At 67.1% G+C, this 24,048-nt stretch carries 16 protein-coding genes; 9 read left to right on the top strand and 7 right to left on the bottom strand.

All coding sequences use genetic code 11. The features are described 5' to 3' along the window. Positions 1-3 precede the first annotated feature (3 nt). From FHW84_RS21435 to FHW84_RS21415, 5 genes are read left to right on the top strand one after another with little or no spacing between them, the layout of a single operon-like run. Complete coding sequence (locus tag FHW84_RS21435) at positions 4-375, top strand: GPW/gp25 family protein (protein ID WP_208399911.1); 372 nt, start codon at positions 4-6, stop codon at positions 373-375. Continuing rightward, positions 372-3,152 (top strand): putative baseplate assembly protein, encoded by a 2,781-nt coding sequence (locus tag FHW84_RS21430; RefSeq protein WP_167258213.1) that lies wholly within the window; start codon positions 372-374, stop codon positions 3,150-3,152. The genes FHW84_RS21435 and FHW84_RS21430 overlap by 4 nt, the downstream gene beginning before the upstream one ends. Then, positions 3,149-6,304, top strand: coding sequence for a putative baseplate assembly protein (locus FHW84_RS21425; protein ID WP_167258211.1), 3,156 nt, complete (start codon positions 3,149-3,151; stop codon positions 6,302-6,304). Before FHW84_RS21430 ends, FHW84_RS21425 begins: the two co-directional genes overlap by 4 nt. Next, positions 6,301-8,538 (top strand): hypothetical protein, encoded by a 2,238-nt coding sequence (locus tag FHW84_RS21420; protein WP_167258209.1) that lies wholly within the window; start codon positions 6,301-6,303, stop codon positions 8,536-8,538. The genes FHW84_RS21425 and FHW84_RS21420 overlap by 4 nt, the downstream gene beginning before the upstream one ends. Before the next feature lie 10 nt (positions 8,539-8,548). Next, positions 8,549-10,138 carry a DUF6519 domain-containing protein gene (locus tag FHW84_RS21415; protein WP_167258207.1) on the top strand — a complete coding sequence of 530 codons (1,590 nt, stop codon included), beginning with the start codon at positions 8,549-8,551 and terminating at the stop codon, positions 10,136-10,138. A 15-nt stretch (positions 10,139-10,153) separates the two neighbouring features. Here the strand turns inward: FHW84_RS21415 and FHW84_RS21410 are convergent, their stop codons facing one another. The 3 genes from FHW84_RS21410 to FHW84_RS21400 all read right to left on the bottom strand — a co-directional run bounded on the left by FHW84_RS21410 (position 10,154) and on the right by FHW84_RS21400 (position 14,757). Continuing rightward, entirely contained in the window at positions 10,154-11,011 is an 858-nt protein-coding gene (locus tag FHW84_RS21410) for a DoxX family membrane protein (protein ID WP_208399910.1), read from the bottom strand. Positions 11,012-11,424: 413 nt separating this feature from the next. Continuing rightward, on the bottom strand, positions 11,425-13,215 hold the full coding sequence (locus FHW84_RS21405) for an alkaline phosphatase family protein (protein ID WP_167258205.1): 1,791 nt from the start codon (positions 13,213-13,215) through the stop codon (positions 11,425-11,427). 219 nt (positions 13,216-13,434) lie between these two features. After that, entirely contained in the window at positions 13,435-14,757 is a 1,323-nt protein-coding gene (locus tag FHW84_RS21400; RefSeq protein WP_243868238.1) for a glycoside hydrolase family 2, read from the bottom strand. A 93-nt stretch (positions 14,758-14,850) separates the two neighbouring features. On the opposite strand from FHW84_RS21400, the gene FHW84_RS21395 reads away from it, so the two are divergent. Then, entirely contained in the window at positions 14,851-15,459 is a 609-nt protein-coding gene (locus FHW84_RS21395) for an ABATE domain-containing protein (RefSeq protein ID WP_167258203.1), read from the top strand. On the opposite strand, the gene FHW84_RS21390 is transcribed toward FHW84_RS21395, so the two are convergent. Further along, on the bottom strand, positions 15,456-15,785 hold the full coding sequence (locus FHW84_RS21390; RefSeq protein ID WP_167258201.1) for a hypothetical protein: 330 nt from the start codon (positions 15,783-15,785) through the stop codon (positions 15,456-15,458). The two genes, FHW84_RS21395 and FHW84_RS21390, sit on opposite strands and share 4 nt — an antisense overlap. Positions 15,786-15,952: 167 nt before the next feature. Between FHW84_RS21390 and FHW84_RS21385 the strand changes: the two genes are divergently transcribed. Further along, on the top strand, positions 15,953-16,501 hold the full coding sequence (locus FHW84_RS21385) for a hypothetical protein (protein ID WP_243868237.1): 549 nt from the start codon (positions 15,953-15,955) through the stop codon (positions 16,499-16,501). A gap of 51 nt (positions 16,502-16,552) precedes the next feature. Here FHW84_RS21385 and FHW84_RS21380 read toward each other — a convergent pair whose 3' ends face one another. Then, positions 16,553-17,368, bottom strand: coding sequence for a nuclear transport factor 2 family protein (locus tag FHW84_RS21380; protein WP_167258200.1), 816 nt, complete (start codon positions 17,366-17,368; stop codon positions 16,553-16,555). A gap of 406 nt (positions 17,369-17,774) precedes the next feature. On the opposite strand from FHW84_RS21380, the gene FHW84_RS21375 reads away from it, so the two are divergent. Continuing rightward, on the top strand, positions 17,775-19,316 hold the full coding sequence (locus tag FHW84_RS21375; protein WP_208399909.1) for a discoidin domain-containing protein: 1,542 nt from the start codon (positions 17,775-17,777) through the stop codon (positions 19,314-19,316). A 72-nt stretch (positions 19,317-19,388) separates the two neighbouring features. On the opposite strand, the gene FHW84_RS21370 is transcribed toward FHW84_RS21375, so the two are convergent. Beyond that, a complete protein-coding gene (locus FHW84_RS21370; RefSeq protein WP_243868236.1) occupies positions 19,389-21,632 on the bottom strand; it encodes an alpha-galactosidase in 2,244 nt (747 codons plus the stop codon). A 156-nt stretch (positions 21,633-21,788) separates the two neighbouring features. Between FHW84_RS21370 and FHW84_RS21365 the strand changes: the two genes are divergently transcribed. Continuing rightward, positions 21,789-23,222, top strand: coding sequence for a sugar porter family MFS transporter (locus FHW84_RS21365; protein ID WP_167258196.1), 1,434 nt, complete (start codon positions 21,789-21,791; stop codon positions 23,220-23,222). A gap of 12 nt (positions 23,223-23,234) precedes the next feature. Here the strand turns inward: FHW84_RS21365 and FHW84_RS21360 are convergent, their stop codons facing one another. After that, a complete protein-coding gene (locus FHW84_RS21360) occupies positions 23,235-24,047 on the bottom strand; it encodes an SDR family oxidoreductase (RefSeq protein ID WP_167258194.1) in 813 nt (270 codons plus the stop codon). Position 24,048: the final 1 nt, after the last annotated feature.

Genomic DNA, 24,048 nt, shown 5'->3' with positions numbered 1-24,048 from the left:
GTCATGGATCCTGCCATCAACATCGACTTTCCATTCGCCTTCGACCGCCGCGGCCGCACCGCGCTCACCGATGACGACGACCACGTGCGCGACATGATCGAGCAGTTGCTGTTCACCCGTCCGGGCGAACGGGTGAACCGGCCGGACTTCGGCAGCGGCCTGCTGCAGATGGTGTTCGCGCCGAACAGCCCGGAGATCGCCGCAGCCCTGCAGTTCACCTTGCAGGCGGCGCTGCAGCGCTATCTGGGCGACGTGATCAATGTGGGCTCGCTGGAGGTGACCAGCGACGACGCCACCTTGCAGGTGGATCTCAGCTACACCGTGCTGGCCACCGGCGACGTGCGCACCGCCAGCATCCGCGGGAGCGCGACATGAGCACCGACGCGACGCTGCTTCCCGTTCCCATCGGCTGCGGCCTGCCGCCGTCCTGTTCGCTGGAGGCGCGGCGCGAGCGCCTGCGCCTGGGCGGGCAGCTCAATGGCATCGACTTCGTGGAAGTCGGCGATGACGGCGTCACGCTGTGCGTGCATCTGTTCGGGCCGATACCGGAAGGCATTGGCGTAGCCAACGTGCGGATCAGCGGTGGCGACCGCATCACCGGCCTGCGCGTGCTCGCGGTAAGCGAGGAGAACGAGCCGGAGATGCACGACGACGCCTGCCTGCGCGTGGTGCTGGACCGCGAAGGCGACCACTCGCCGTATTGCCTGTGCCTGGTCGACGCCGCGTCCGGCAACGATCCTGCCGGGTGGATGGCTTACCCCGGCTTCGATCCGCGCTATGCCTGCGTGGGCCTGCGCTTCCGCCTGGGCTGCGCCAAGGAGCTGGACTGCGCCGCCGTCGCGCCTTGCGTGGAAACGCCCGAGCCGCCGCCGGAGATCAACTATCTGGCGAAGGACTATGCGAGCTTCCGCCAGCTGTTCCTCGACCGCATGGCGCTGGATGCGCCGGCGTGGCAGGAACGCCACGTGCCGGATATCGGCATCGCCCTGGTCGAGACGCTGGCCTATACCGCCGATTACCTGAGCTATTACCAGGACGCCGTCGCGACCGAGGCGTATCTGGCCACCGCGCGCCGGCGCATTTCGGTGCGGCGGCATGCGCGGCTGGTCGACTACCGCATGCACGAAGGCTGCAATGCGCGCGCGCTGGTGGCCTTGCAGCTGCCGGCGGGCGAGGCGACGCTCGATCTCGACAATCTGCTGCTGCTGGTGCCGCCGCCGGCGCAAGCCGATGCCACGCCGGGCGGCTTGAATGCCGACCAGCTGGAGAAGGCGCGGGCGCAAGGGGCGCTGGTGTTCGAGCCGATGGCGCTGGACGGCGCCACCACGATCACGGTGAGCGCCGCCCATTGCGCGATCCGCTTCTACACCTGGGGCGACGAGCTGTGCTGCCTGCCGCGCGGAAGCACGCAGGCGGTGCTGGTGGATCCGCCGGCGGCGCCGCCGGGTCCGGCGACCACGCCAGGAACCGGCGATGGCGGCAATACGCCGGCGGTGGAGGTGGCACGCGCTGCGGTGGCCGCGCCGCAGCGTGCCTTGACGCTGCAGGTCGGCGATCTGCTGATCTTCGAGGAAGTGCTCGGCCCGGTCACCGGCAATCCGGCGGATGCCAACCCGGAGCATCGCCACGCCGTGCGGCTCACGTCCGTGCAGCCCATCGCCGATCCGCTCGACGGCACCTTGCTGCTGCAGGTGGGTTGGGATCCCTGCGATGCGCTGCCGTTCGACCTGTGCCTGTCGGTGCGCAAGCCATCGCCCGATTGCGCGTGGCTGCACGATGTCAGCCTGGCGCGCGGCAATGTGCTGCTGGTCGATCATGGCGACCACGTGCCCGGCAAGTGCGATTGCTCGGCGCTGTGCACGCCGCCCGGGCAGGGCGACGACGACTATCCGGGGCTGGCCACCGCGCGCGCCGCCATGCCCGATGCCTGCCAGCGCTGCGATGCCTTGGCCGAGGATTGCTGGCTGGTGCCCGGCAGCACCGGGTATGGCTGCTGCCGCTGCGATGGCGCGGTGCTGGACGTGCGGCGCCCGCCTGCGGAGACCGGCCATGTCGTGCCGGGTACGCCGCTGACCTGGGCCGAGCCTTTGCCGGCCACGCCGAATGCGCCGGTCTGCCAGCTGTTGGCGCGCGATCCGCGCGCGGCGCTGCCGCAGCTCGACGTCTACGGCGGTGCGCTCGGCGACATTCTGGTGGCCGGCGCGCCGGATGCGCAGTGGCGCTGGGATTCGCGCCAGGACCTGCTGGAAAGCGGCGCGGACGACCGCCACTTCGTGGTCGAAATGGACGACGACGGCGCGGCGCATCTGCGCTTCGGCGACGGCGTGCTCGGCCGCCAGCCGCAGGCCGGCGATTTCTTCCGCGCGCGCACGCGCATCGGCAACGGCACCGCTGGCAATGTCGGCCGCGAAAGCATCGTGTGGATAGCGCTGCGCAACGGCGTGGTGCCGGACGGGCTGGTGCCGCGCAATCCGCTGGCGGCCGGCGGCGGGCAGGCGCCGGAAACGCTGGCCGAGGTGAAGCTGTATGCGCCGGGCGCGTTTCGCGCCCATCCGCTGCGCGCGATCGTCGCCGACGACTACGCGCAGTTCGCGGCGCGCGAGCCGGCCGTGCAGGGCGCCGCCTGCGCCATGGCGTGGAACGGCAGCTGGTACGAAGCCGACGTGGTGATCGATCCGCTGGGCCGCGACACGCTGCCGCCCAGCCTCGCCGCGCGCGTGCTGGCCGACCTGCAGCCGTACCGCCGCATCGGCCACGACGTGGCGGTGCTGCCCGCGCGCTACGTGCCGCTGCGTATCGAACTGTTCGTCTGCGTGCTGCCGGATTTCCTCACGGCGCACGTCGAGGCGGCGCTGATCGAGCGCTTCAGCGCCGGCCTGCGCAGCGACGGCACGCCGGGCTTTTTCCATCCGGACCGGCTGCGCCTGGGCGCCGCCGTCAGCGTCAGCGCGCTGATGGCCGAGGCACAGGCGGTGGTCGGCGTGGCGCACGTCGAAGTGCGCACCTTGCTGCGCATGGACGATGACGCCGCCAGCGGCGCGCCGGACGACGGCCTGCTGCATCTGGCAGGCACCGAACTGGCCCAGGTCGACAACGATCCGGACCATCCCGACCACGGCAGCATCGCGTTCATCATGGGAGGTGGCCGATGAGTTGCTGCAGCGCCTGCGGCCAGCACGCCTGCGCCTGCGGATGCGGCGCCGGCGCGCGCACGCCGCGATCCCTCTACAACCGGCCCGGGCTGGACAGCCTGGTCTACCGCGTCGGCACCTATGCGGACTTCCGCGCCACCATGCAGCTGGATCTCAGCGATGCGGCGCTGCCTGCCTTGCAGGGCCTGCGCACGCGCGAGCTGGACGATCCCTCGATGGCCCTGCTCGATGCCTGGGCGATCGGCGCCGACGTGCTGAGCTTCTACCAGGAGCGCATCGCCAACGAAGGCTATCTGCGCACCGCCACGGAGCGCTGCTCCGTGCTGCAGCTGGGCCGGCTGGTGGATTACCGCCTGCGTCCCGGCGTGGCGGCCAGCGTCTACCTGGCCTACACCATCGACGACAACTCGACCGCGGTGACCATCCCGCCGGGCGCCAAGGCGCAGTCGGTGCCGGCGCCGGGCGAGCAGATGCAGACCTTCGAGACGGCCGAGGCGCTGGATGCGCGCCGCGAGTGGAACACCTTGCGGCCGCGCCTGACCCAGCCGCAGAACATCTCGCTGGCCACCATCGGCGGCCTCGGCGAGCTGTGGGTGGCCAGCGCCAACACGCAGCTGAAATTGAACGACCCGCTGCTGTTCCTGTTCGGCGAGCTGGGCACCGGCGTCAGCGCCATACGGCGGGTGCAGTCGGTGGAGGTGCAGCAGCGCGACCCGGCCACCGGCGCCGTGCTGCCGCCGGAGCAGCAGCGCAGCCGCGTGGTGCTGCAGCCGGTGGATGCGGTGACCGTGCAGATACTGACGGCGGCGAACAAGGCGATCGGCCTGCTGGCCTATACCAACACCGGCTGGCTGGACAGCATCGAATCGGTGCGCCAGAAGCTGCTGCTCGAAGTGGGCAACACCGGAAGCTTCACCAGTTTCGCGCACGATTTCAGCGAACTGGAGGGCTACCAGACCGCGCCGCAGCCGGTGATCGATTTCATGCAGACCGTGCAGCAGGCCTTCGGCAACAGCGGCAACGGCGGTTCGGACTATGCGGATTTCGGTGCGCTGTTCGAGGCGCTGATCCAGCCGGTGACCGTGCAGCCGGCCAACAGCCTGCGCCTGCAGCGCAACCTGGCCACCGCGCTGGGCCTGACCAGCGATGCGCGGCCGCAGCTGCTGCTGAACTTCGCCAGGCCGCTGATGGACAGCTTCTACAACGCCTGGACCCAGGTGCAGCACGGCGAGCCTTCGCCCGCGCTCAAGGGCGTGTACGCCATGCGGGTGGCGGCGCCGCTGTTCGGCTACAACGCGCCGGCGCCGGTGAGCATCGTGCAGACCTACGACAGCGCCCACACCCAATGGACTTCCACACCGCAGCCCGGCGCGCTGACCATGGACGAGAAGGACAACGTGCTGTGGCTGGACAATGCCTACGACGGCGTCAGCGCCGGCGGCTACGTGATGATCCACACCACAGGCAAGGATCTGCCCGTGATCGGCCGGGTCCAGGCGGCGCACACGCTGCCGCACAGCGACTACGGCATGAGCGGCAAGAGCACGCAGATCGTGCTGGCCGGCTCCTCCAACGCCACCGGCGCGACCTGGCCGGCACCCAATGAAGCGACGCTGCGCGGCAGCCTGGTACATGCGCAGAGCGAGCTGCTGCCGCTGGCCGTGCTTTCGATAGCCGACGACATGGGCAACGTCGCCGCCACCAGCGCCGGCATTCCGAACGACGGCCCCACGCGGGTCACGCTGGAAGCGCCGGTGGATGGGCTGAAGCCCGGCCGCTGGGTGATCGTGCAGGGCCAGCGCACCGACGTGCCCGGCACCGATGCGGTCATCGCCTCCGAACTGGTGATGTTGCTGGCGGTGGAGCAGGACGTGCCGCCGGACCTGCCGGGCGACACCGTGCACAGCACCCTGGTGTTCGCCAATCAGGGCCTGGCCTATACCTACAAGCGCGGCACCGTGTCGATCTTCGCCAACGTGGTGCGCGCCACCAACGGCGAGACGCGCAACGAGGTGCTGGGCAGCGGCGACGGCAGCGTGCCGATGCAGGTGTTCGCGCTCAAGCAGCCGCCGCTCACGTATGTGTCGGCCGCGACGGTGGACGGCGTGCTGAGCACGCTCTCCGTGCGGGTCAACCAGGTGGAATGGCACGAGGTGCGCAACCTGGCCTTTGTCGACGGCAATGCGCGCCGTTTCGTCACCGCCACCGACGACAGCGGCAAGACCAGCGTGAGCTTCGGCGACGGTGCGCATGGCGCGCGCCTGCCCACCGGGGTGGAGAACATCACCGCGGTGTACCGCAACGGCATCGGCGCCGCCGGCAATGTGCAGGCCGGGCAGATCAGCCTGCTCACCACCAAGCCGCTGGGCGTGAAGAACGTGATCAACCCGCTGCGCGCGTCCGGCGGCGCCGATCCGGAAACGCGCGACCAGGCCCGCGCCAACGTGCCGCTGGCGGTGCTTGCGCTGGACCGGCTGGTGTCGGTCACCGACTACGCCGACTTCGCCCGCACCTTCGGCGGCGTCGGCAAGGCCGCGGCGGCGAAGCTGGGCACCCAGGTGCGGGTGACCATTGCCGGTGCCGCGGATGTCGCCGTGGATGTCACCTCCGACCTGTACCGCAACCTGCTGCAGGCGCTGCGGCAGTACGGCGATCCGTCCTTGCCGGTGAGCCTGGACGTGCGCGAGCTGCTGGCGCTGACGCTGAGCGCGAAGATCGGCCTGGCGCCCGACTACCACTGGGAAGCGGTGGAGCCGCAGGTGCGCGTGGCCTTGCTGGAGCGCTTCGGCTTCGAGCGGCGCGGCCTGGCGCAGAACGTTTATCTCAGCGAGATCGTCGCCTGCATCCAGGCGGTACGCGGCGTGGCCTGGGTGGATGCGGATGCCTTCGGGTATCTAGACGAGGCGGCGGTGCTGGCCGGCTTCGGCGTCGGCGGCGACAAGAACGGCGACAAGGGCGAAGGCATCGGCAAGCTGTCGTTCCTCCATACCAGCGGTTCGGCCCATGGCTCCTGCGGCCAGTCCCTGGTCAACCAGCGCGTGCAGGCGCTGCCGGCGCGCTACGACGATGACGGGCTGCCGCTGCCGGCGCAGATCGCCTGTTTCCTGCCCACCGTGCCCGACACGCTGCTGCTGCAGGAGGCCACGCCATGAGCGCCAATCCCGACCGCCTGTACGAACTGATGCCGGTGGTGTACCGCATGCGCGATGCGGACCAGGGCTATCCGCTGCGCGACCTGCTGCGCGTGCTGTCGACCCAGGCCAATGTGCTGGAGCGGGACATCGCGCGGCTGTACGACAACTGGTTTATCGAGACCTGCGACGACTGGGTGGTGCCGTATATCGGCGACCTGCTGGGCTACTCGCTGCTGCCGGAGGCGGCGACGCTGGCCGACGGCAGCGTGCACGGCGCCCGGCTGGGACGCGTGCTCGCGCCGCGCGCCGACGTGGCCAACACCATCGATGCGCGCCGCCGCAAGGGCACGCTGTCGCTGCTGGAAGACCTGGCGCGCGACGCCGCCGGCTGGCCGGCGCGCGCAGTGGAGTTCTACCGCCTGCTGGGCTGGACGCAGCATCTGGATCACCAGCATCCGCACCGCGGCGGCACGGCCGATCTGCGCGACCCTGGCGTGATGCAGCGCATCAGCTGGGCGGGCGGCGCTTTCGATCCGCTCGCGCACAGCGTGGACGTGCGCCGCTTCGGCAGCGCCCACCAGCGCGGCCGCTACGCCATTCCCGACGTCGGCCTGTTCGTGTTCCGCCTGCGCAGCTATGCGGTCACCACCACGCCGGCGTATTGCCTGGAAGAGCGCGGGCCGCAGTGCTTCAGCTTCAGCGTGCTCGGCAACGACACGCCGCTGTTCCAGCGGCCCGAGGCCGAAACGCAAGCCACGCATATCGCCCGCGAGCACAACCTGCCGGTGCCTTTGCGCCGCTACCGTTTTGCGCGGCGCGGCCCGCTGGCGGATTACGCCAATGTGTCGCCGGCCTTGTACGGCCCCGGCAAGAGTGTGCTGGTCTACGCGCCCGACTGGCCGGCGAAGGGGCAGGGCATGCCGGTGCCGATCGAGGCGCTGATCCCGGCCGACCTCTCCGCCTGGCGCTACCAGGTGCCGCGCGGACGCGTGGCGGTCGATCCGGAAACCGGGCGCCTGCTGTTCCCGGCGAACCAGCGGCCGAAGCGTGGCGTGTGGGTTTCCTACAGCTACGGCTTCGCCGCGGATCTTGGCGGCGGCGAGTATGCGCGGCCGGTGCCGGAGCTGGAGAACGCCACGCGCTACATCGTGCACGCCGTGCTGCCGGTGGCCGGCCCGGCGCCGCTGCCGCCTGGGCATTTCAACAGCATTGCCGATGCGCTGGACGCATGGACGCAGGCCAAGGCGGCGGATCCGTCGCTGCGCGCCTTGATCATCGAGCTGGCCGAAAGCGGCATCTACGAAGGCGCGATCGATCTGCAGCTCGAAGCCGGCGAGGCGATCCAGCTGCGTGCGGCCGAACGCACGCGGCCGATCCTGCGCCTGCTCGACGTGCGGGCCAGCCAGCCGGATGCGCTGAATATCGGCGGCGCCAACGGCAGCCGCGTGCTGCTGGACGGCTTGCTGATCGTCGGCCGCGGCGTGGAAGTGCACGGGCCGGAGGACACCGAAAGCAGCGAGCCGCAGCCGGACCTGTGCGAGCTGGTGATCCGCCATTGCACCCTGGTGCCCGGCTGGGCGCTGCAATGCGATTGCGATCCGAAGCGCCCGGGTGAGCCCAGCGTCACCCTGGACGGTACGCGTGCTTCGCTGCGCATCGAGCAGAGCATCGTCGGTGCGATCTCGGTGGTCAGTCCGGTGCGCCGTGGCGAGCCGCCGGCGCTGCAGATCTGCGACAGCGTGGTGGATGCCACCGGCATCGAGCGCGTTGCGCTGGGTGCGCCGGACGAGGCGGTGGCCTACGTGCAGGCGAGCTTCCAGCGCTGCACGGTGATCGGCGAGGTGCAGGCGCACACCATGCCGCTGGCCGAGGACTGCATCTTCGCCAGCAACGTGCGCGTGCTGCGCCGCCAGTCCGGCTGCGTGCGCTTCTGCTACGTGCCGCCGGGTTCGCGCACGCCGCAGCGCTTCCATTGCCAGCCGGACCTGGCGCTGGACGCCGTGCCGAAGGCGCAGCAGCCGCAGGAAACGCTGCGCGTGGTGCCGCAGTTCCGCAGCCTGCGCTACGGCACGCCCGACTACGCGCGGCTGGACGACGGCACCTGCGGGGAAATCCGCGCGGGCGCATCCGACCAGTCGGCGATGGGCGTGTACCACGACCTGTACGAGCCGCAGCGCGAGGCCAACCTGGCCTGGCGGCTGCAGGAATACACACCCGCCGATACCGATGCCGGAATTCTTTTCGCAAGTTAGGAGATCGACCATGAAAGGCGACTTTGCGCGGGTCACGTTCGACCCGGCACGACACTACAGCCAGGTCATGCAGCAGCAGGGCCGGGTGACGCTGGAGGCGGACTGGAACGAGCAGGCCGGCATCCAGCTGTTCCTGCTGCGCACGATGATCGCGGACCTGGTCGGCCCCTGCTGGGCGCCGGGCAGCGGCTTTGCGATCACCACCCAGCAGCATCTGGCGGATTGGCAACTGGCGCCGGGCCACTTCTACGTGGACGGCATCCTGTGCCAGAACGAGGCGATGTGCACGCTGGACAGCCAGCCCTATGCGCCCGCGCCGGCCGATGCCGGCGACGACTGGAACAAGCCGCCGAATAATTTCGCGCTGTGGCTGGACGTGTGGGAACGGCACCTGAGCGCGATCGAGGCGCCGGAAATCGCCGACCTGGCGCTCCATGGCGTGGACACTGCCTCGCGTGCGCAGACGGTATGGCAGGTGCGCCTGCTCAACCTCGACCCGACGACACTTACCGCCCGGCTGGATGCGGTGACGGCGGCATTGAAAGTGCGCCTGGAAGCGGCGGTCAGCAGCAGCGACCAGGCGGCGATCAAGCAGCAGATCAACGACGTCGCCCAGCTGCGCAACAGCATCGCGGCCGGCGGCGGCGCCACCAATAACGGCGACCCATGCCCCTCGCTGCGCCAGCTGCTCGGGGCGCGCGCCGCCTATGCGTGGCCGCAGCTGCGCGCCCAGCTCGGCCCGATCCCTTCCGACAGCGATCCCTGCGTGATCGCCGCCGACGCGCGCTACCGCGGCTGCGAGAACCAGCTGTACCGCGTGGAGATCCACCAGGGCGGCGCCGCGGGTACGGCGGGTTCGCCTTCGGGCACCAATTTCAAATGGTCGCGCGAGAACGGTTCGGTGATCTTCCCGATCATCGGCGCCATCAGCACGCCGCAGAACGATGGCAGCGCGCAGCTGGCGGTGTCGCTGGCCACGCTGGGCCGCGACCAGCGGCTGGGACTGGCGGTGAACGACTGGGTGGAACTGGTCGACGACGAGTACACGCTGGCGCAGATGGCCGCGCCGCTGCTGCAGGTCATGGCGATCGACGTGGCCCAGGGCATCGTGACGCTGACCGTGCCCAAGAACGTCACGCCGTATGCCGTCAGCAACGACCCGGCAAGGCATCCCTTGCTACGACGTTGGGACCAGAGCGGGGACCTCGACGGCCAAGGCTGCGTGCCGCTGCTGGAAGGCCAGACCATCGAGCTGGAAGACGGCGTGCAGATCAGCTTCCAGGCCGGCGGCCTCTATGCCAACGGCGATTACTGGGTGATCCCCGCCCGCGTCGCCGGCAACGGCACCTTGGACTGGCCGCAGGCGCCGGATGGCACGGCCGCGCTGGTCCGTTCCAGCGGCATGCATCACCAGGCGGTGCTGGGCTGCCTTGGCGTGCAGGGCGCTTACAACGAATGCTGCTGCCGCTTCGATTCGCTGTGTTCGCTGATCATGGACAAGTCGGATCGGCGGGACACCAAGGCCGTCGATCTCAAGCCGATGGCGGTCGCCGCGCCGGCGGCGAAGAAGGCGGCGACGGCCAAGAAGAAAGGGACTTAGTCCATCGAGACACCGTCAGGCCGATGCGGCGGACGGTGTCTTCCATGCGGGAGCGCCGGGGGCCAGCCACGGCTGGCCTTTGTACGACTCGGCGATGAGCCACGCGCCGCAGGCGATGGCTGCGGAAATCACGAAGGCAGTGAGCGCTGTGCGATCAAGCGGCATCGCGAACAGCTTCGGCCCCCACACCAGCAGCGTGATCACGGCAAGCATGGCCGCTTCGAGCGTGGCCGCCAGCCGCGGAAAGATGCCGAACAAGACGCCGAGGCAGGCCGCGATACTTCCAGCGCCGGTGATGTATGCCCAGCTCAGCGGCGAAGGCAGCCAGGCGGGGACGAATTCCACGGTCTGCTGGCTATAGAAGAAGTGGGAGAGGCCGATCATCGGGAGCGAGAGGGCGAACAGCAGGCGCGCGTCGCGGAGGCCCTTGGGGCCGGCAAGGAAGGCCTTGTTGTTCGCCAGCCGGGCGTAGATCACCCAGGCCCCGGCAAGAATCACGGCAATCTCGCCGAAGCCCAGCCACGTCGCCTCCATCTGCGGCACCGCGATGACGGCAGGCAGTTTCAGCAGTACGGCCCAAAGCGCCATGTAGACGAACAACACGGCGGCTGCGGGCTTGGCGAAAGGGCGGATCAGCAGGCCGATGCCGGCGAGCAGTTCGATCAGTGCAAACGCGTAGGCAAGCAGATGCTGTCCGGGCATGTTCTCGATGGGGATGCGTTGCCATACCAGGGCGACGTCGCCGTAGACCAGGCCGAGGATGCCGAGTGCCGCCATCACGATGGCGAACGCTATGTGTGCCGGACGCATGGGCATTGTGCTGGATACGTCGGAGGCAAAAGCGCCGCTGCCAGCTTGAATCGATCGTTCCATACCCTGTCTCCCTGGTGGCGCGCGGCAGTGTTGAAAGATGGATCGCTATCGAATGTGCGTGCATGCAGACAACATCCAAGGCTCAGCCCTTCTCCCACCGGGAGAAGGTGGCGGCAGCCGGATGAGGGTTCGGGCGGAGCGATACACATCACTCTTGCGCTCCGCCCGTACCCTCACCCCAACCCCTCTCCCATTGGGAGAGGGGCTCAGCGTCGTCCGGAACGTTGCAGCACTTGTGCCACACCACACTGCGCGAAGCGCGTTATAGGCGGATTCGCGGGCTCGATGCAATACGCGTCGGGGTAAAGAAAGCTGCGGCGAAAACAAGCGGGAAGAACCCTGCGAAGTTGCGCTTCCACTTCGCAAAGTTCTTCCCGGTTTCTACGGGTGAAACGGAAAAGCTTTCCGTTCACTCAGTGCACGGTAAAGGACACCGGCCCAGCGATCACCGTATAGCCATCGTTATTGCAATACCACGCCGTGTAATTGGCCGGCGCCAGTCCCGAGGTATCGAACGTAGCCGTGCCGCTCGCTGCCGGCGTGTACTGCCAACTGGTGGACGAACCATGCCCCGGACTGACGCCCTGCGGATAGATGCCGATCCAGTTCTTCGCGCTGACCTGGGCGAACGGCGTGTCGAAGGCGAAGGCGATGAACTGGCCCTTGCTTATCGATGGCATGGTCGTCGACAACGACGCAGCGCCCGTGCCGGAAGTCGCGACGAAAGCGTCGTTGATCGGCTGCCCATACTGGTCGTTGGCCGTCAGCGCACCGAGGCCCAAGGCCGCTTCGATCGTGCGCCCGATGCTGTAGTGGTTATAGCTGGCATTGCTGGTCTTGCCCGCGCGTACCAGACCCTGCGAACCGAGCAGCACGGTGGCGATATGGTTGCCGCTGCTCGATGCCGACTCGTCCCAGGTCAGCACCACCAGCGAACGCTGCGTCGTCCACGCCGGCGAGTTGAAGATCGGCTGCAGGGTCTGCTTCAGCCAGCCGTCCTGTGTCTTCAGGCTGGTGGCGGAACCGTTGCCCGACGCTTCACCGTCGTAGTAATCGTCCGCGGCGATCCAGGCAAAGTTGGGCGTGGTGGCGGCGGACTGCAGGTCGGCGCTCAGCTGGTTCGTGTCCACCAGATGGGCGGCGCAGCGCGTGGGATCGGAGGCGATATTGCTGAAGTTGATGAACGGCGCGTCGTCCGGCTCGTAGTAGCTGTCGTTGTTGTTGCTGGTGTTGCAGGGCGTGCCCATGCCTTGCTCGTAGGCTTTCCAGGTCTTGCCCTTGGCCTCGATTTCGTCGGCGATGCTGGGCGCCGTCACGTGGATGTTCGGGTAGTAGATGGCGCCCTTGACGAAGGTATCGCCGCCGGCGATGGCCAGGTAGTTCTCGTCGCTGGGGTGATAGACGCCGCTGTGGTTGACCAGCAGTACGCCCTGGTTGGCGAGGCTGTTGATGTAGGGCGCGTTCGTGGTGTCGCCGATCACCTGCGCGTAGTCGGTGTTCTCCATCATGATCACGAAGACATGGTCGAAGGCCGGCACGTTGGACGAAGGCGGTCGCAGCGAAGGTGCATTGACCGGTGTGGACAAGGTCAGCGAGAGATTGTCCGCATAGCCGATGTTGTAGGAGGCCGAGGTGTCGGTGAACTGCAGCAGCACCGCGATCGAACGCGTGCCGGCCGGCACGGCGCCGGTGGCGGCTCGCGCAAGAAATCCGCTCTGGCTGCCGCGTGCCGAGGCGTTCACGCCGGACAACTGCGCCGGATTGCCCAGCGGCTTGCCCGCGGCATCGAGAAAACTGGCCGTCAGCACGGCCTGGCCGTTATAGGCGCCGTAGCCGCCAAGCCAACCCGACAGATTGAAACTCACGCCGCCGCCATCGATCGCCGCAGCCGCCGACGACACGTCCACCACCTGGCGCAACGCCGAATCGCCATACGGGCCATCCGCGATAAAGGCACGCCCCGGCGTTGCGCCAGCCGGCGTGCTGAAGCTGCCGATGCTGTAGCAGGCCACGGACGGATTGCCCTGGGTCACCGTCCAACCCGGCACCGTGGTGACCGCCGACCAATCGGTGGTGCAGGTGCCCGCCTCGCCGTCACCGCCCACGATCAGGTTGCCGCTGGTGGCGGCGAACGCGGGGTTGGCCGCCAGTGCGAATAGCGCCGTCGCCGCAGGTAATTTCGCCAGAACACGTCGTCCACGCATGGATCTACTCCTGGTTGTTGGATGAAAAGCAGCGCAGGTTGGCGGCACCCGGTGACTTTCCAGCAACAGCGGCGTGACAGCGCGCGAAGTAAACCTTTTCAGTACGCGGCAAAGCGTGCGGACGTGCGTTGGGGCGTGATCGGCGGGTGAAGCGCCTTCAAGCGATGGGAAGCGCCATTCGCAAGAAATGGTGGCGATGGCGTAGCCGCATGGCCTGGCTCATCGTGCCTTGGTCGATGGCGTGGTCCACACGATCAGTACGGCCAGCAGCGGTATGGCGATGGCATAGACGTATTGCGTCAGCGTCACACCGATGCCGAACGGGAACCAGATGGCGGGCACGCCGAGCGAGCCCAGTTCGCCGGCGTATTGCGAGACGAGGATGGCGGCGAGCGTGGCGATGGCCAGGCTGCGCATGGGACCATGGCGGATCATGCGCACGGCGATCACCGCGAAAAGAGCGAGTACGCCGAGCCGGAAGATCTGCGTCATCGGAGCGAGTTTCATCAGTGCGCCCGCGATGCCCAGGAGGGTGAGCAGCAGGATCGCGCCATCGATGGCGCGCGACGCGCGCGCGTTCCAGCGGTTCCAGGCCAGCGCCCAGGCGGCGAGGCTGAGTGGCATCCACAGCACCTTGGACAGCCATGCGTAAGTGGGCAGGCTCATCAGGTCGGTCCACGAGACGATCGCGTTGTCGAGGCGCTTCACTCCGGAAAGCGCGAGCGCGATGCAGGCGAATACGATGAAAGCCGGATGGCTGCTGCGCTTGCGGATCGCCAGCGCCAGGCCGATCAGCGCGAACATCGCCAGCGGTTCGACTGCTTCGACGATGTAGCCGGCAATGCTGCGCCACCATTCCGCACGGTACAGCGCGTAGCTCTCGGGACGCGGCGCCAGCGTCGGCGCGACGTGGATGCCGCCGCTTTCGGCGCTGGCGTCGTTGCCCGGTTGCATGAAGGTGCGGATGGCGAGCACGCCCCGGGTGCCGGCGGCGTCGGCGGGTAGCGCGAAGATCAGCGGCCGTGTGCCGACCACCCTGGGCGATGCGCCGATTCGTCCCGATCCGCCCAGCAGCTTGCCGTTCCAGTACAGCTCGTAGCCATCCTCGACGAGAGTGGGGCCGACGATATCCCAGGCGCGATCGCCCGCCGGCACCGCCACCGTGCGCCGATACCAGGCATAGCCTTGATAGCCGGGGTGGCCGTGCGCCATCCAGCCGCGCACATAGTTGGGCAGGCCGACGTCGCCATCGATGCTGCTTGCCGGCGCGCTGAGATCCATGGTTTCCCAGGCGCTGTCGTCGACGCCGGCACCGGCCCAGCGGGGATCGTCGCCCAGATGGAATCGCCATGGGCCGCCGAGCAATGGCGAGGCGGCGCGCACCTCGGCAGGGTCGGCCCGGCCGCCGATGGCGATGACCGCCGTGGTGCCGATCAGTGCGAGCAGGCTGGCCATGACGATCCAGATCGCCAGCTTGCGGCGCAGCGTACCGGACGCTCCACGAGCGGTGGCGGACTCGTTGGACGCGGTTGCGCTGCCCATCTGCACTCTCCGGATTGATTCCACGGCGGGCTACTGTCTAAACTAACTTTGACGGTAACGTCAAGTTCTTGCCGCCAGAGACAGCAGCGCTCCATGCCGATCGAAAACAGCATTCCGCAACCACGTCCGGTCGCCACCGTCCGGCTGGACGGAGGGCGTCTGTGCCTGGACTTCGTCAATACCATCCACGACCGCTACGCCGTACCGGCCGAGGATTACATCGCCGATCCCGAGCGCTTTATCGAATGGTGCCGGCGTGCCGGCGCCATTCGCCCCGGAGAGAACATCGCCGCGCCTGCGGGCGCCGGGCCGCGCGCTGCCTTGATGCGCAAGCTGCGGCCGCTGCGCGATCACCTGCATGCGCTGCTGGCGGCGCGGATCGATGGCGTGGTGCCGGCGGACGAGGCGGTGCAGGGCGTCGACCGGTGGCTGCATCGCGCCTGGGCCAATCAGGTGCTCGGCACCGACGGCAGGATGCATTGGCGCAGCGATGCCCGCGACGTGCTGCTGCCGCTGCAGCGGATCGCGCTGGATGCCTTGGATCTGCTCAACGGGCCGTCGGTGGCACAGCTGCGTCGTTGCGATAACACGGCCACCTGCGGCTGGCTGTTCTTCGATACCAGCAAGAACCAGCGCAGGCGCTGGTGCGCGATGGAAACCTGCGGCACGGAATTCAAGATGGGGCGGTATCGCCGGAGCTAGCCGGGCGCGATTCGCCACGCCGGTGTATCGAGAAGTTTTGCGATTTTGACCGGCACGCCACCCTGGTTATCGGGTCGACCATATAAGAGGCTTTTCGCGATTCGATTATTTCGGGATGGGGTTTTATCTCCCGCTCGATTATTCACGCTATTTGCACATACTTGCGTGATAGCGTCGCCGCCGCTTTTCGGGGAATCCAGGAACTTATTTTCATCGGCCAGGATCGGCCATTTTCTGCATTGCATCATGGCCGCCGGATCGTCCGGCGCCCATCTGGTATTTCCATTGGCTGGCCTGACTCTGGCTCTACGCTGGCGTGTTTTCATCGTGCTTTTGCGGCGATCGGAGAAAGTCCGATCGGCTGCGACTGCCTGCTTTCCGCAAAACCCGGCAGGCGGGCAAATGAGACGGTCGGTGCACTGGGCCTGCGTTCGCTCGAATATCATCGAAATAGAGCCGACAACAGCATTTCAACAACAAGGAAATAGCCCATATGCGCATTAAACATAATCGCCTCGCTTATCTTCTGGCTTGCGGCGCGCTGTCGCTGGCCGCCGCGGGTGCTGCTTTCGCGGCGCCGGTCACCGGCACGGCCAAGGTCAAGCTGACGCACGTCTTCGCGACCCTGCAGAACGGACAGACCGATACGAAGCCGGAAGATATCGCCGCCTGCCGCAAGCAGGTCTCGTCGCCCAACTCCCGCTATCTGGGCATTACCGTCACCACGCGCTACTCGGTCGACCCGCAGTCGCTGATCATGAGCGCCTCGTCGATGCTGCCGTCGCCGGTGGCCACCAAGCCGGTGATGCTCACCATCAAGCTGGCGCCGCTGGGCATCGAAGGGCAGTACGCGTTCGGCGCGTTCCGTCCTACGGCGCTGCCCGATACCTATGTGCTGTACTCCATGGGCACGGACTTCAAGGGCGCGAAGTCCTCGATCCTGGTGCTCAATCAGGGCAAGGATTACAACTGCCTGGTCACCAGCGATCCGACGCCGTTCAACGGCGGCGTGAGCGCGAAGTTCGGGGCCGATCAGAAGTAAGCCTGATGGTTGGCGCGCCATGCCTGTGCATGGCGCGCCTTCAGCGCCGGATTACTGCGTGGTTACGACGTAGGTCAGGTTCACCGCCTGCCATTTTCCATGCACCTTGGCGAAGAGCGCGTTGTCCACCACCACGCGCTTGCCCATGCGATGGCTGAATCGCGCCCACGCCACATGGCCGCGCACGACCACACGGTCGATGGTCCGCACTGCGCCTTGCGGAAACTCCTTGCGCGCCGCCGCTTCGTCGAAGCGGCCCACCCATTCGCCGATGGCTACCGCGACCAGCTCGCCGCGGGTGACGGAGTAGCTCAGTGCGCGAGGGTCGTACAGCGGCGCGAGGCGCTGGCCGTCCTGGCGATCCATGGCCTGGAACTGGGCTTCGATCAGCGCACGCACGGCCTGGACGTCAGGTGGATTTTCCGTCGCGGCGGTGCCGGCGGGCTCGCTCGCATAAACCTTTCCCACGATGCGCCAGCGGCCCTGCACTTTGAGCAGGGATAGAAAGTCGCGGAACTGATGGTCTTCAAAAACGCTCAGCGTCTCCGCGCTCGCGGCGTCGCCGTGTACTTCAAGCCATTCGATGCTGCGCTTCTGCGCGGGCTTCACCGATGAAGCCTCGGCAAGCCTCGCCGCCCATCGCGCCAGATCCAGCCCGGTCAACGAGCCGTCCGGCTTCACGCTGTACATCACCAGGCTGGGTTGGAACGCCTGATAAAGCAGATCCGGACGTCTCTGGTCATTGGCGCGGAAATAATCGTCGACGGCGCCGCGGATCGCGGCTTCATCAGCGGATGGATTCGAAACCGCAGCGGCGGAAGAGCTGGCGACGGCCGCCCAGATAAAAAGCGAGACAAGGGACTGCATAAAGAGGCTCCGTGGCAAGGCGGGGCAGTCTGCATTCGCCACGGCGCGCGGGTAAGTCGAATCTTTTTCGCGGATGGCCAAACAAATTTTGTGGCCGCGGCGGCACGTGCCTCACATCGTCCGACAAATAGGAAATTCTCCTATCGCACCGCAACTTGCCTCGATCCAAGTAAATATGAACTATCCGTTCGCGAGTGAACATCCACGGCGCCGGCGGCTTCGCCCATCGCGGCCCGGCAGGGAAAAGTAGCGGTACGCATGACCGGTCACGCCCACGCGGGCGTGATCGGCGCAGCTCTTGATTGCATGTCGTCAGGTCGCCCGCGGAGCGGGCGCAGCTCAGGGGAATGATCGTGCCGCGCTGTCGGCACCCGCATCGAGGGAAATCGAGATGGTCGTCAATCGCATGCCTGAAGTCCGTCGCTCCAAGCAAAGCGCCACGCACCGGCGCCCGCCATATCGCTATAGCCTGCTGGCGGTAGCCGCCGCCATGCTCTGGGTATCGTCCGCATCCTCGGCCTCAGCCGCCGACGTCAATCTCGCGCTCAATCATCTGGCCACGGGCTCGACTCCGTGCGGCAGTACCGAAGGTCCGCAGCGCGCGGTGAACGGCAGCACCAACCTCGGCAACTACGACAAGTTCTGCACGCAGGCCTCCAGCCGCTGGCTGCAGGTGGACCTGGGCGCGCTGGTTACCGTCGACAGCTTCACCATCGCCCATGCGGGTGCCGGCGGCGAATCGAGTACTTACAACACCAAGGCCTTCAATATCCAGCTGTCGCAGGATGGCCAGAACTGGTTCACGGTGGTCACGGTGAGCAACAACACCGCCAATACCAGCACGCATACGATCACGCCGTCCACCGCGCGCTACGCCAGGCTCAATATCACCACGCCGACGCAGACCACCGATACGGCCGCGCGCATCTACGAATTCCAGGTCAACGGCAATGGCACGCAACCGGGCGGATCGATCGCGGTGTTCGATCGCATTCCGATGTACGGCATCTACACCAGCACCGACCCGGCCGGCTATACGCCGCCATCCGGCGTATTGATGTGGAACCGCGGCACCGAATTCGCGCGCAAGCTGAGCGATACGGAGAAGGCACTGATCGGCGACGACCTGCGCGCGCGGGTGACCTATCACGCGCAGTGCGACAACTACGACCGCATCGGCACCGTGTTCTATATCAGCATGCCCAAGGGCCAGGCGCCGGTCGCCACCACGCCGCGGATCACCCTGCAGGATTTCATCACGCCCTTCAGCGATTACTGGCGCGGCACCAAGGCCACCTATGTCTATAACGATGGCGACCTGTCTTCGTATGCCGATGCCATGTCGGATCCGAACCGCGATATCTGGGTGGGCATCGGCAGCGGCTCCAATCCGTATGGCGGCGACCCCTGCGATTCGCATAGCGGGCTGAGCACGGATTTCAAGGCGGTGGGTTTCACCTATTCGCTGGACCTGGTGTCGTCGCAAGTGCAGACAGTGCTGGACCGCCATATCGACACCATGCTGTCCGGCTCCAACCAGACCACGAACCAGGTCAATGCCAGCACCACCACGCAGAGCGTCGCGCACAAGAGCGGCGACGTGGCCCTGGTGATCGGTGCTTATGGTTCGTCCAACGGCGGCGAGGAATACTCGAATACCACGGTCACCGTTTCCGTCAACGGCACCCAGGTCGGCAGCCTCAATACCGCGGTGAACTGCTCGGATCTGGCGCAGTACAGCCCCGATGGCAATCCGGGCATCTTCCAGAACAACACCAGCAGCAATCCGCGCAACTGGTGCCCGGGCGGGATTATCGCCACGCATTATTTCCCGCTAAGCAATCTGACGGCGGGACAGAATGTGTCGGTGTCGCTGGGGATCGGGCGCAAGTCGCCTTACACCAGCGACTCGTACTACCGCACCAGCCTCAGCCTGATCGAGCATTGATCCGCTGAATAAGCGCCGGCCCGTGCGATGCGGGCCGGCGCGCTGAGTGCAGAGCCAGCCTGCTTCCGGCCATCAAGCTCCCACGCGTTCGAACACCACCCCCGCCGCCTGCAGATCGCCGCGGATTTTCAGCTCGATACCCTGGTTCATCCAATACGCGCCGCTGGCTTCGGCCGGCGTGCCTTCCACGGCTTCGCCGTGGATCAGGCGATAGCGATAGCGCGCCTTCGGATCCAGCCCGCGCAGGCGCAGGGCAGGGTAGGTCTCCGCTTCATGGCCTTGCCGTTGGAATGCGAACAGCACGGCTTGGCGGCCGTCGGCCGCCACCGACGCCGTGGCCGAGCGCGGCGAGTCATCGCGCGGCGACAGCAGGCGGTACAGCAGGCCGCGCTGCACGGTGGCGCGGATACGCTTGTATTCGGCCACGTAGCGCTGCGCGGTGGCGTTTTCTTCCGGCGTCCATTCGAGGATATTCGCGCCGATGCCCAATCCGCCCTGCATCGATGACAGGAAGCGGAAGTCCAGCGAGCTGCTGCGCTGGTTCACCCAATTCGGCGAGCCGGTGACCCAGGCCATCATCACGCCGGGTGCGTAGGCGTAGGTAAACCCGTCCTGGATCGACAGGCGGTCGGATGGATCGGTGTTGTCCGACGGCCACACCTCGTCGGTCAGGCCCATGATGCCCAGGTCCACACGCGCACCGCCGCCGGAGCAGGATTCGATTTCCACGCCGGGGTGCCGCGCGCGCAGGCGGCGGATGATGTCGTACAGGTTGTCGACGAAGGCGACATAGACCTTCTGCTGTTCCTCGGGCGCCACTTCCGGCCAGCCCGGCTCGGTCCAGTTGCGGTTGTAATCCCATTTGAGGAACTGGATATCGTTTTCCGACAGCAGGCGATCGAGCACGCCGTAGACGTAGTCGGCCACATCCTTGCGCGCCAGGTTGAGCACGAGCTGGTTGCGGCCTTCGCTGCGCGGGCGGCCGTCGAAATGCAGGGCCCAGTCCGGATGCGCGCGATACAGATCGCTGTCGGGGTTGACCATCTCCGGCTCCACCCACAGGCCGAAGCTCATGCCCAGGCCGTGCACCTTGCCGATCAGCGGCGTGAGGCCATGCGGAAACTTGTCGCGGTTGACGGTCCAGTCGCCCAGGCCGGCATGGTCGCTGTTGCGCGCGCCGAACCAGCCGTCGTCGATCACGAAGCGTTCCACGCCGAGTTTGGCCGCAGCCTCGGCCAGTTTTTCCTGGCCGGCTTCGTCGACCTTGAACTCGGTGGCTTCCCAGGAGTTGTAAAGCACCGGCCGCAGCTTGGTGTCGGCGCGTGCGGGCAGTACCGAATCGATCTCGAAGCGGTGCATGAGCCGCGACGCTTCGCCGATACCGTCAGCCGTATAGCCGGCGTAGAACACCGGCGTCTGCAGTGATTGCCCGGGCGCCAGCCGATAAGCGAAGTCGAACGGATTGAAGCCGCCGGTGATACGCACCTGGTGCAGCACGTCCTGGTCGATGCGCATGCGCCAGGAGCCGCTCCAGCCGAGGGCGCCGAACCATACCTCGCCATGCTCTTCGTTCCACTGCCCGCCGCGCTCGATGGCGAACCACGGGTTGTTCTGGTCGCCGGTGCTGCCGCGGCGGCTGCCGATCTCGATGGCGCCCGGCACGATCGCGCGGGTCTGCAGGCGCCACTCGCGCGCCCAGGCGCCGGTGAGGTAGCGCAGCGAATAGTTGTCGCCGGCGGGCAGGTTCCAGCTCGCTGCCGATGCCTCGTCGACGGTCATGGCTTGCGCGGTATGGTTCTCGATGCGTGCGGAGCGGCCGATGATGCCCGTGGCTGGATCGGCGGTGTAGCGCAGCGTCACCGACACGTCGAGGCGGATATCGCGCAACTCTACTTCCAGTGCGTCGCCATCGATGCGATGGCCGGCGTAGTGCAGCACCAGGTCGCGGTTGCCATCGGCGAAATGCGCCTTGAGATCCGGCTGGATGGTGATGCGTCCGCCCCAGCCGGCGTATTCCTGCGGCGAGGTGCTGCCGGGTGAATCGAACGAAGCATGGCCAGGAGAAACGCGGGCCGGACCCAGTGGATCGTTGGCCGCGAGCCGCGAGCCCCAGTAGACCGTCTGCAGCATGCCGTCGGGGTCGACGCCGAAGGCGTAGGTGACTTGTGCCGCGTCAATGCGGAACAGCTTATGTGCGGCGTCGTAACGGATCGTCGGCGCGGTGCTTGCCGCCTTTGCCGCAGCGGGTGCGGCTGCGCCCAACAGCAAACCCAGCACCAGCGCCACGCTGTACACCTTGCCCATGGAATGTCGCATCACTCGCCGTTCCCCGATTCGAGTCGAAGCCGGATGCAAGCATATTGTATGATAATTCTCAAGACACTCCGCAGCACGCAAGCCCTGGAGTACATTTGCATCCTGTCTACTTGTATGACAATTTACCGCGCGCCTCATCCGCGGAACCGATGCCTCATGCATAGTGATTTCTCGACGCCGGGAGCACTGCCCGAGCACGCCATCGCCGCACCCACCCGCTATCTGTGGCTGATCTGCCTGGTGGCGGCGCTCGGCGGCCTGCTGTTCGGCTACGACTGGGTGGTGATCGGTGGCGCCAAGCCGTTCTACGAGGCTTACTTCGGCGTGCACGATCCGGCGATGTCGGGATGGCTGATGAGTTCGGCCCTGGTCGGCTGCATTGCCGGCGCGATGTGCGCGGGCATGCTGGCCGACCGCCATGGCCGGCGTCCTGCCTTGATCGTGGCCTCGATCCTGTTCGTGGCCAGCGCGATCGGCGCCGCCATGGCGAACAGTGCATTCGCGTTCGCAGCGTTCCGCATCGTCGGCGGCATGGGCATCGGCCTGGCCTCGGGGCTGTCGCCGATGTACATCGCCGAAGTGAGTCCGGCGGCGAGCCGCGGCCGCCTGGTGGCGGTCAATCAGCTGACCATCGTGATCGGCGTGCTGCTCGCGCAGATGGTGAATCTGTGGATCGCGCGCCCGGTACCGCCGCAGATGGATGCCGCGGCGCTGCTGCAGTCGTGGAACGTGCAGCACGGCTGGCGCTGGATGTTCCTGTCCGGCGGCGTGCCCGCGGTGCTGTTCCTGCTGCTCGCGCTGACCATCCCCGAATCGCCGCGCTGGCTGAGCCGCCGCGGCCGCGACGCGCAGGCCGCATCGGTGCTGGAGCGCATCGGTGGTGCGGATTACGCACGCGACGTGCTGGCTGCGATTCGCGCGGCACACGATCATCGCAAGGTGGGTGGCGGCCGTGCCTCGCTGTGGGCGCCGGAACTGCGGCCGATCCTGGTGATCGGCGTGGTGCTGGCGGTGTTCCAGCAATGGTGCGGCATCAATGTGATCTTCAACTATGCGCAGGATATTTTCGCGTCGGCCGGCTTCGACGTGAACGATGCGCTGAAATCCATCGTCGCTACCGGCGCGGTGAACCTGGTGTTCACCGTGCTTGCCTTGCAGCTGGTCGACAGTTGGGGACGCCGCCGGCTGATGCTGGTTGGCGCGGGCGCGCTGGCGGTGATCTACGCGCTGATCGGCGGCACCTACGCCGCGCATGTGATGGGCTTGCCGGTGCTGCTGCTCGTGCTCGCGGCGATCGCGGTGTATGCGACCACGCTGGCGCCGGTGACCTGGGTCCTGCTGGCTGAGATCTTCCCGGACCGCATTCGCGCACAAGCCGTCTCGCTGGGCGTGTTCTCGCTGTGGACGGCCTGTTTCGTGCTGACCTACACCTTTCCCTGGCTCAATGCGCGCCTTGGGGCCGCGGGCAGTTTCTGGACCTATGGGCTGATCTGCGCGGCCGGCTTCGTATTTATTCTGCGGCGCGTGCCGGAAACCTCCGGCGTGGCGCTGGAGGCGATGGAGGCGCGATTGACGGGGCGCGGCGACTGAGCGGGTGGACGCTCAGTCGTGATAGATCTGGCTGCGTCCGCCATCGATCAGCAGGTCGGTGGCGTTGATGAAGCGGGCTTCGTCGCCGGCAAGGAACAGCGCCGCGTACGCGACCTCCTCCGGCCGGCCGATGCGCTTGCACGGCAGCAGCTCGGCCTGGCGGCGGCGCTCCGCTTCCGGATCGGCGCAGGACTGGAAATAGCGCTCGGCCGCGGGCGTCACGATCAGGCCCGGCGAAATCGAGTTCACGCGGATGCCGCGCGCGGCGTACTCGATGCCCAGTGAACGGGTCAGCCCGATCAAGCCGTGCTTGGCGACGGGGTAGGGGAAGGCGCCAGGGATGATCTTGTGTCCGTGAACGGAAGCGATATTGACGATATGTCCATAGCCTGCTGCGAGCATCGACGGCAGTGCCGCGCGAATGCAGTGCCACGCACCCGCGAGGTTGGTATCGAGGCAGCGGCGCCAGTCCTGTTCGGTGGTGTGCAAAGGATCGCCGAAGACATTCACGCCGGCGCAGTTGATCAGGATGTCCAGTCCGCCCAAGGCGTCGAGCGCCCGGGCGAACGCGGCGTCCACTTGTTCTGATGAAGCGACGTCCGCGCCCACCGCGATCACGTGGCGCCCGGTGGCCTGCGCCAACTGCTCGCCAACCGCCCGGGCGGGGGCGGCGGTGAGGTCCAGCAGGGCGAGATCCGCGCCTTCGCGCGCGAACAGCTCGGCAATGGCGCTGCCGATGCCGCTGCCCGCGCCGGTGATCAGGGCACGCTTGCCGTGCAGGCGCGGCACGCCGGTCGCGGTGAAATCATGGGCGGTGGCGTTCATG

It is taken from the genome of Dyella sp. SG562 (genome assembly GCF_011759495.1).
GTDB lineage: Bacteria > Pseudomonadota > Gammaproteobacteria > Xanthomonadales > Rhodanobacteraceae > Dyella_D > Dyella_D marensis.
The sequence above is the reverse complement of the archived record's forward strand: the minus strand, read 5'-3'. Positions and strand labels throughout refer to the sequence as shown.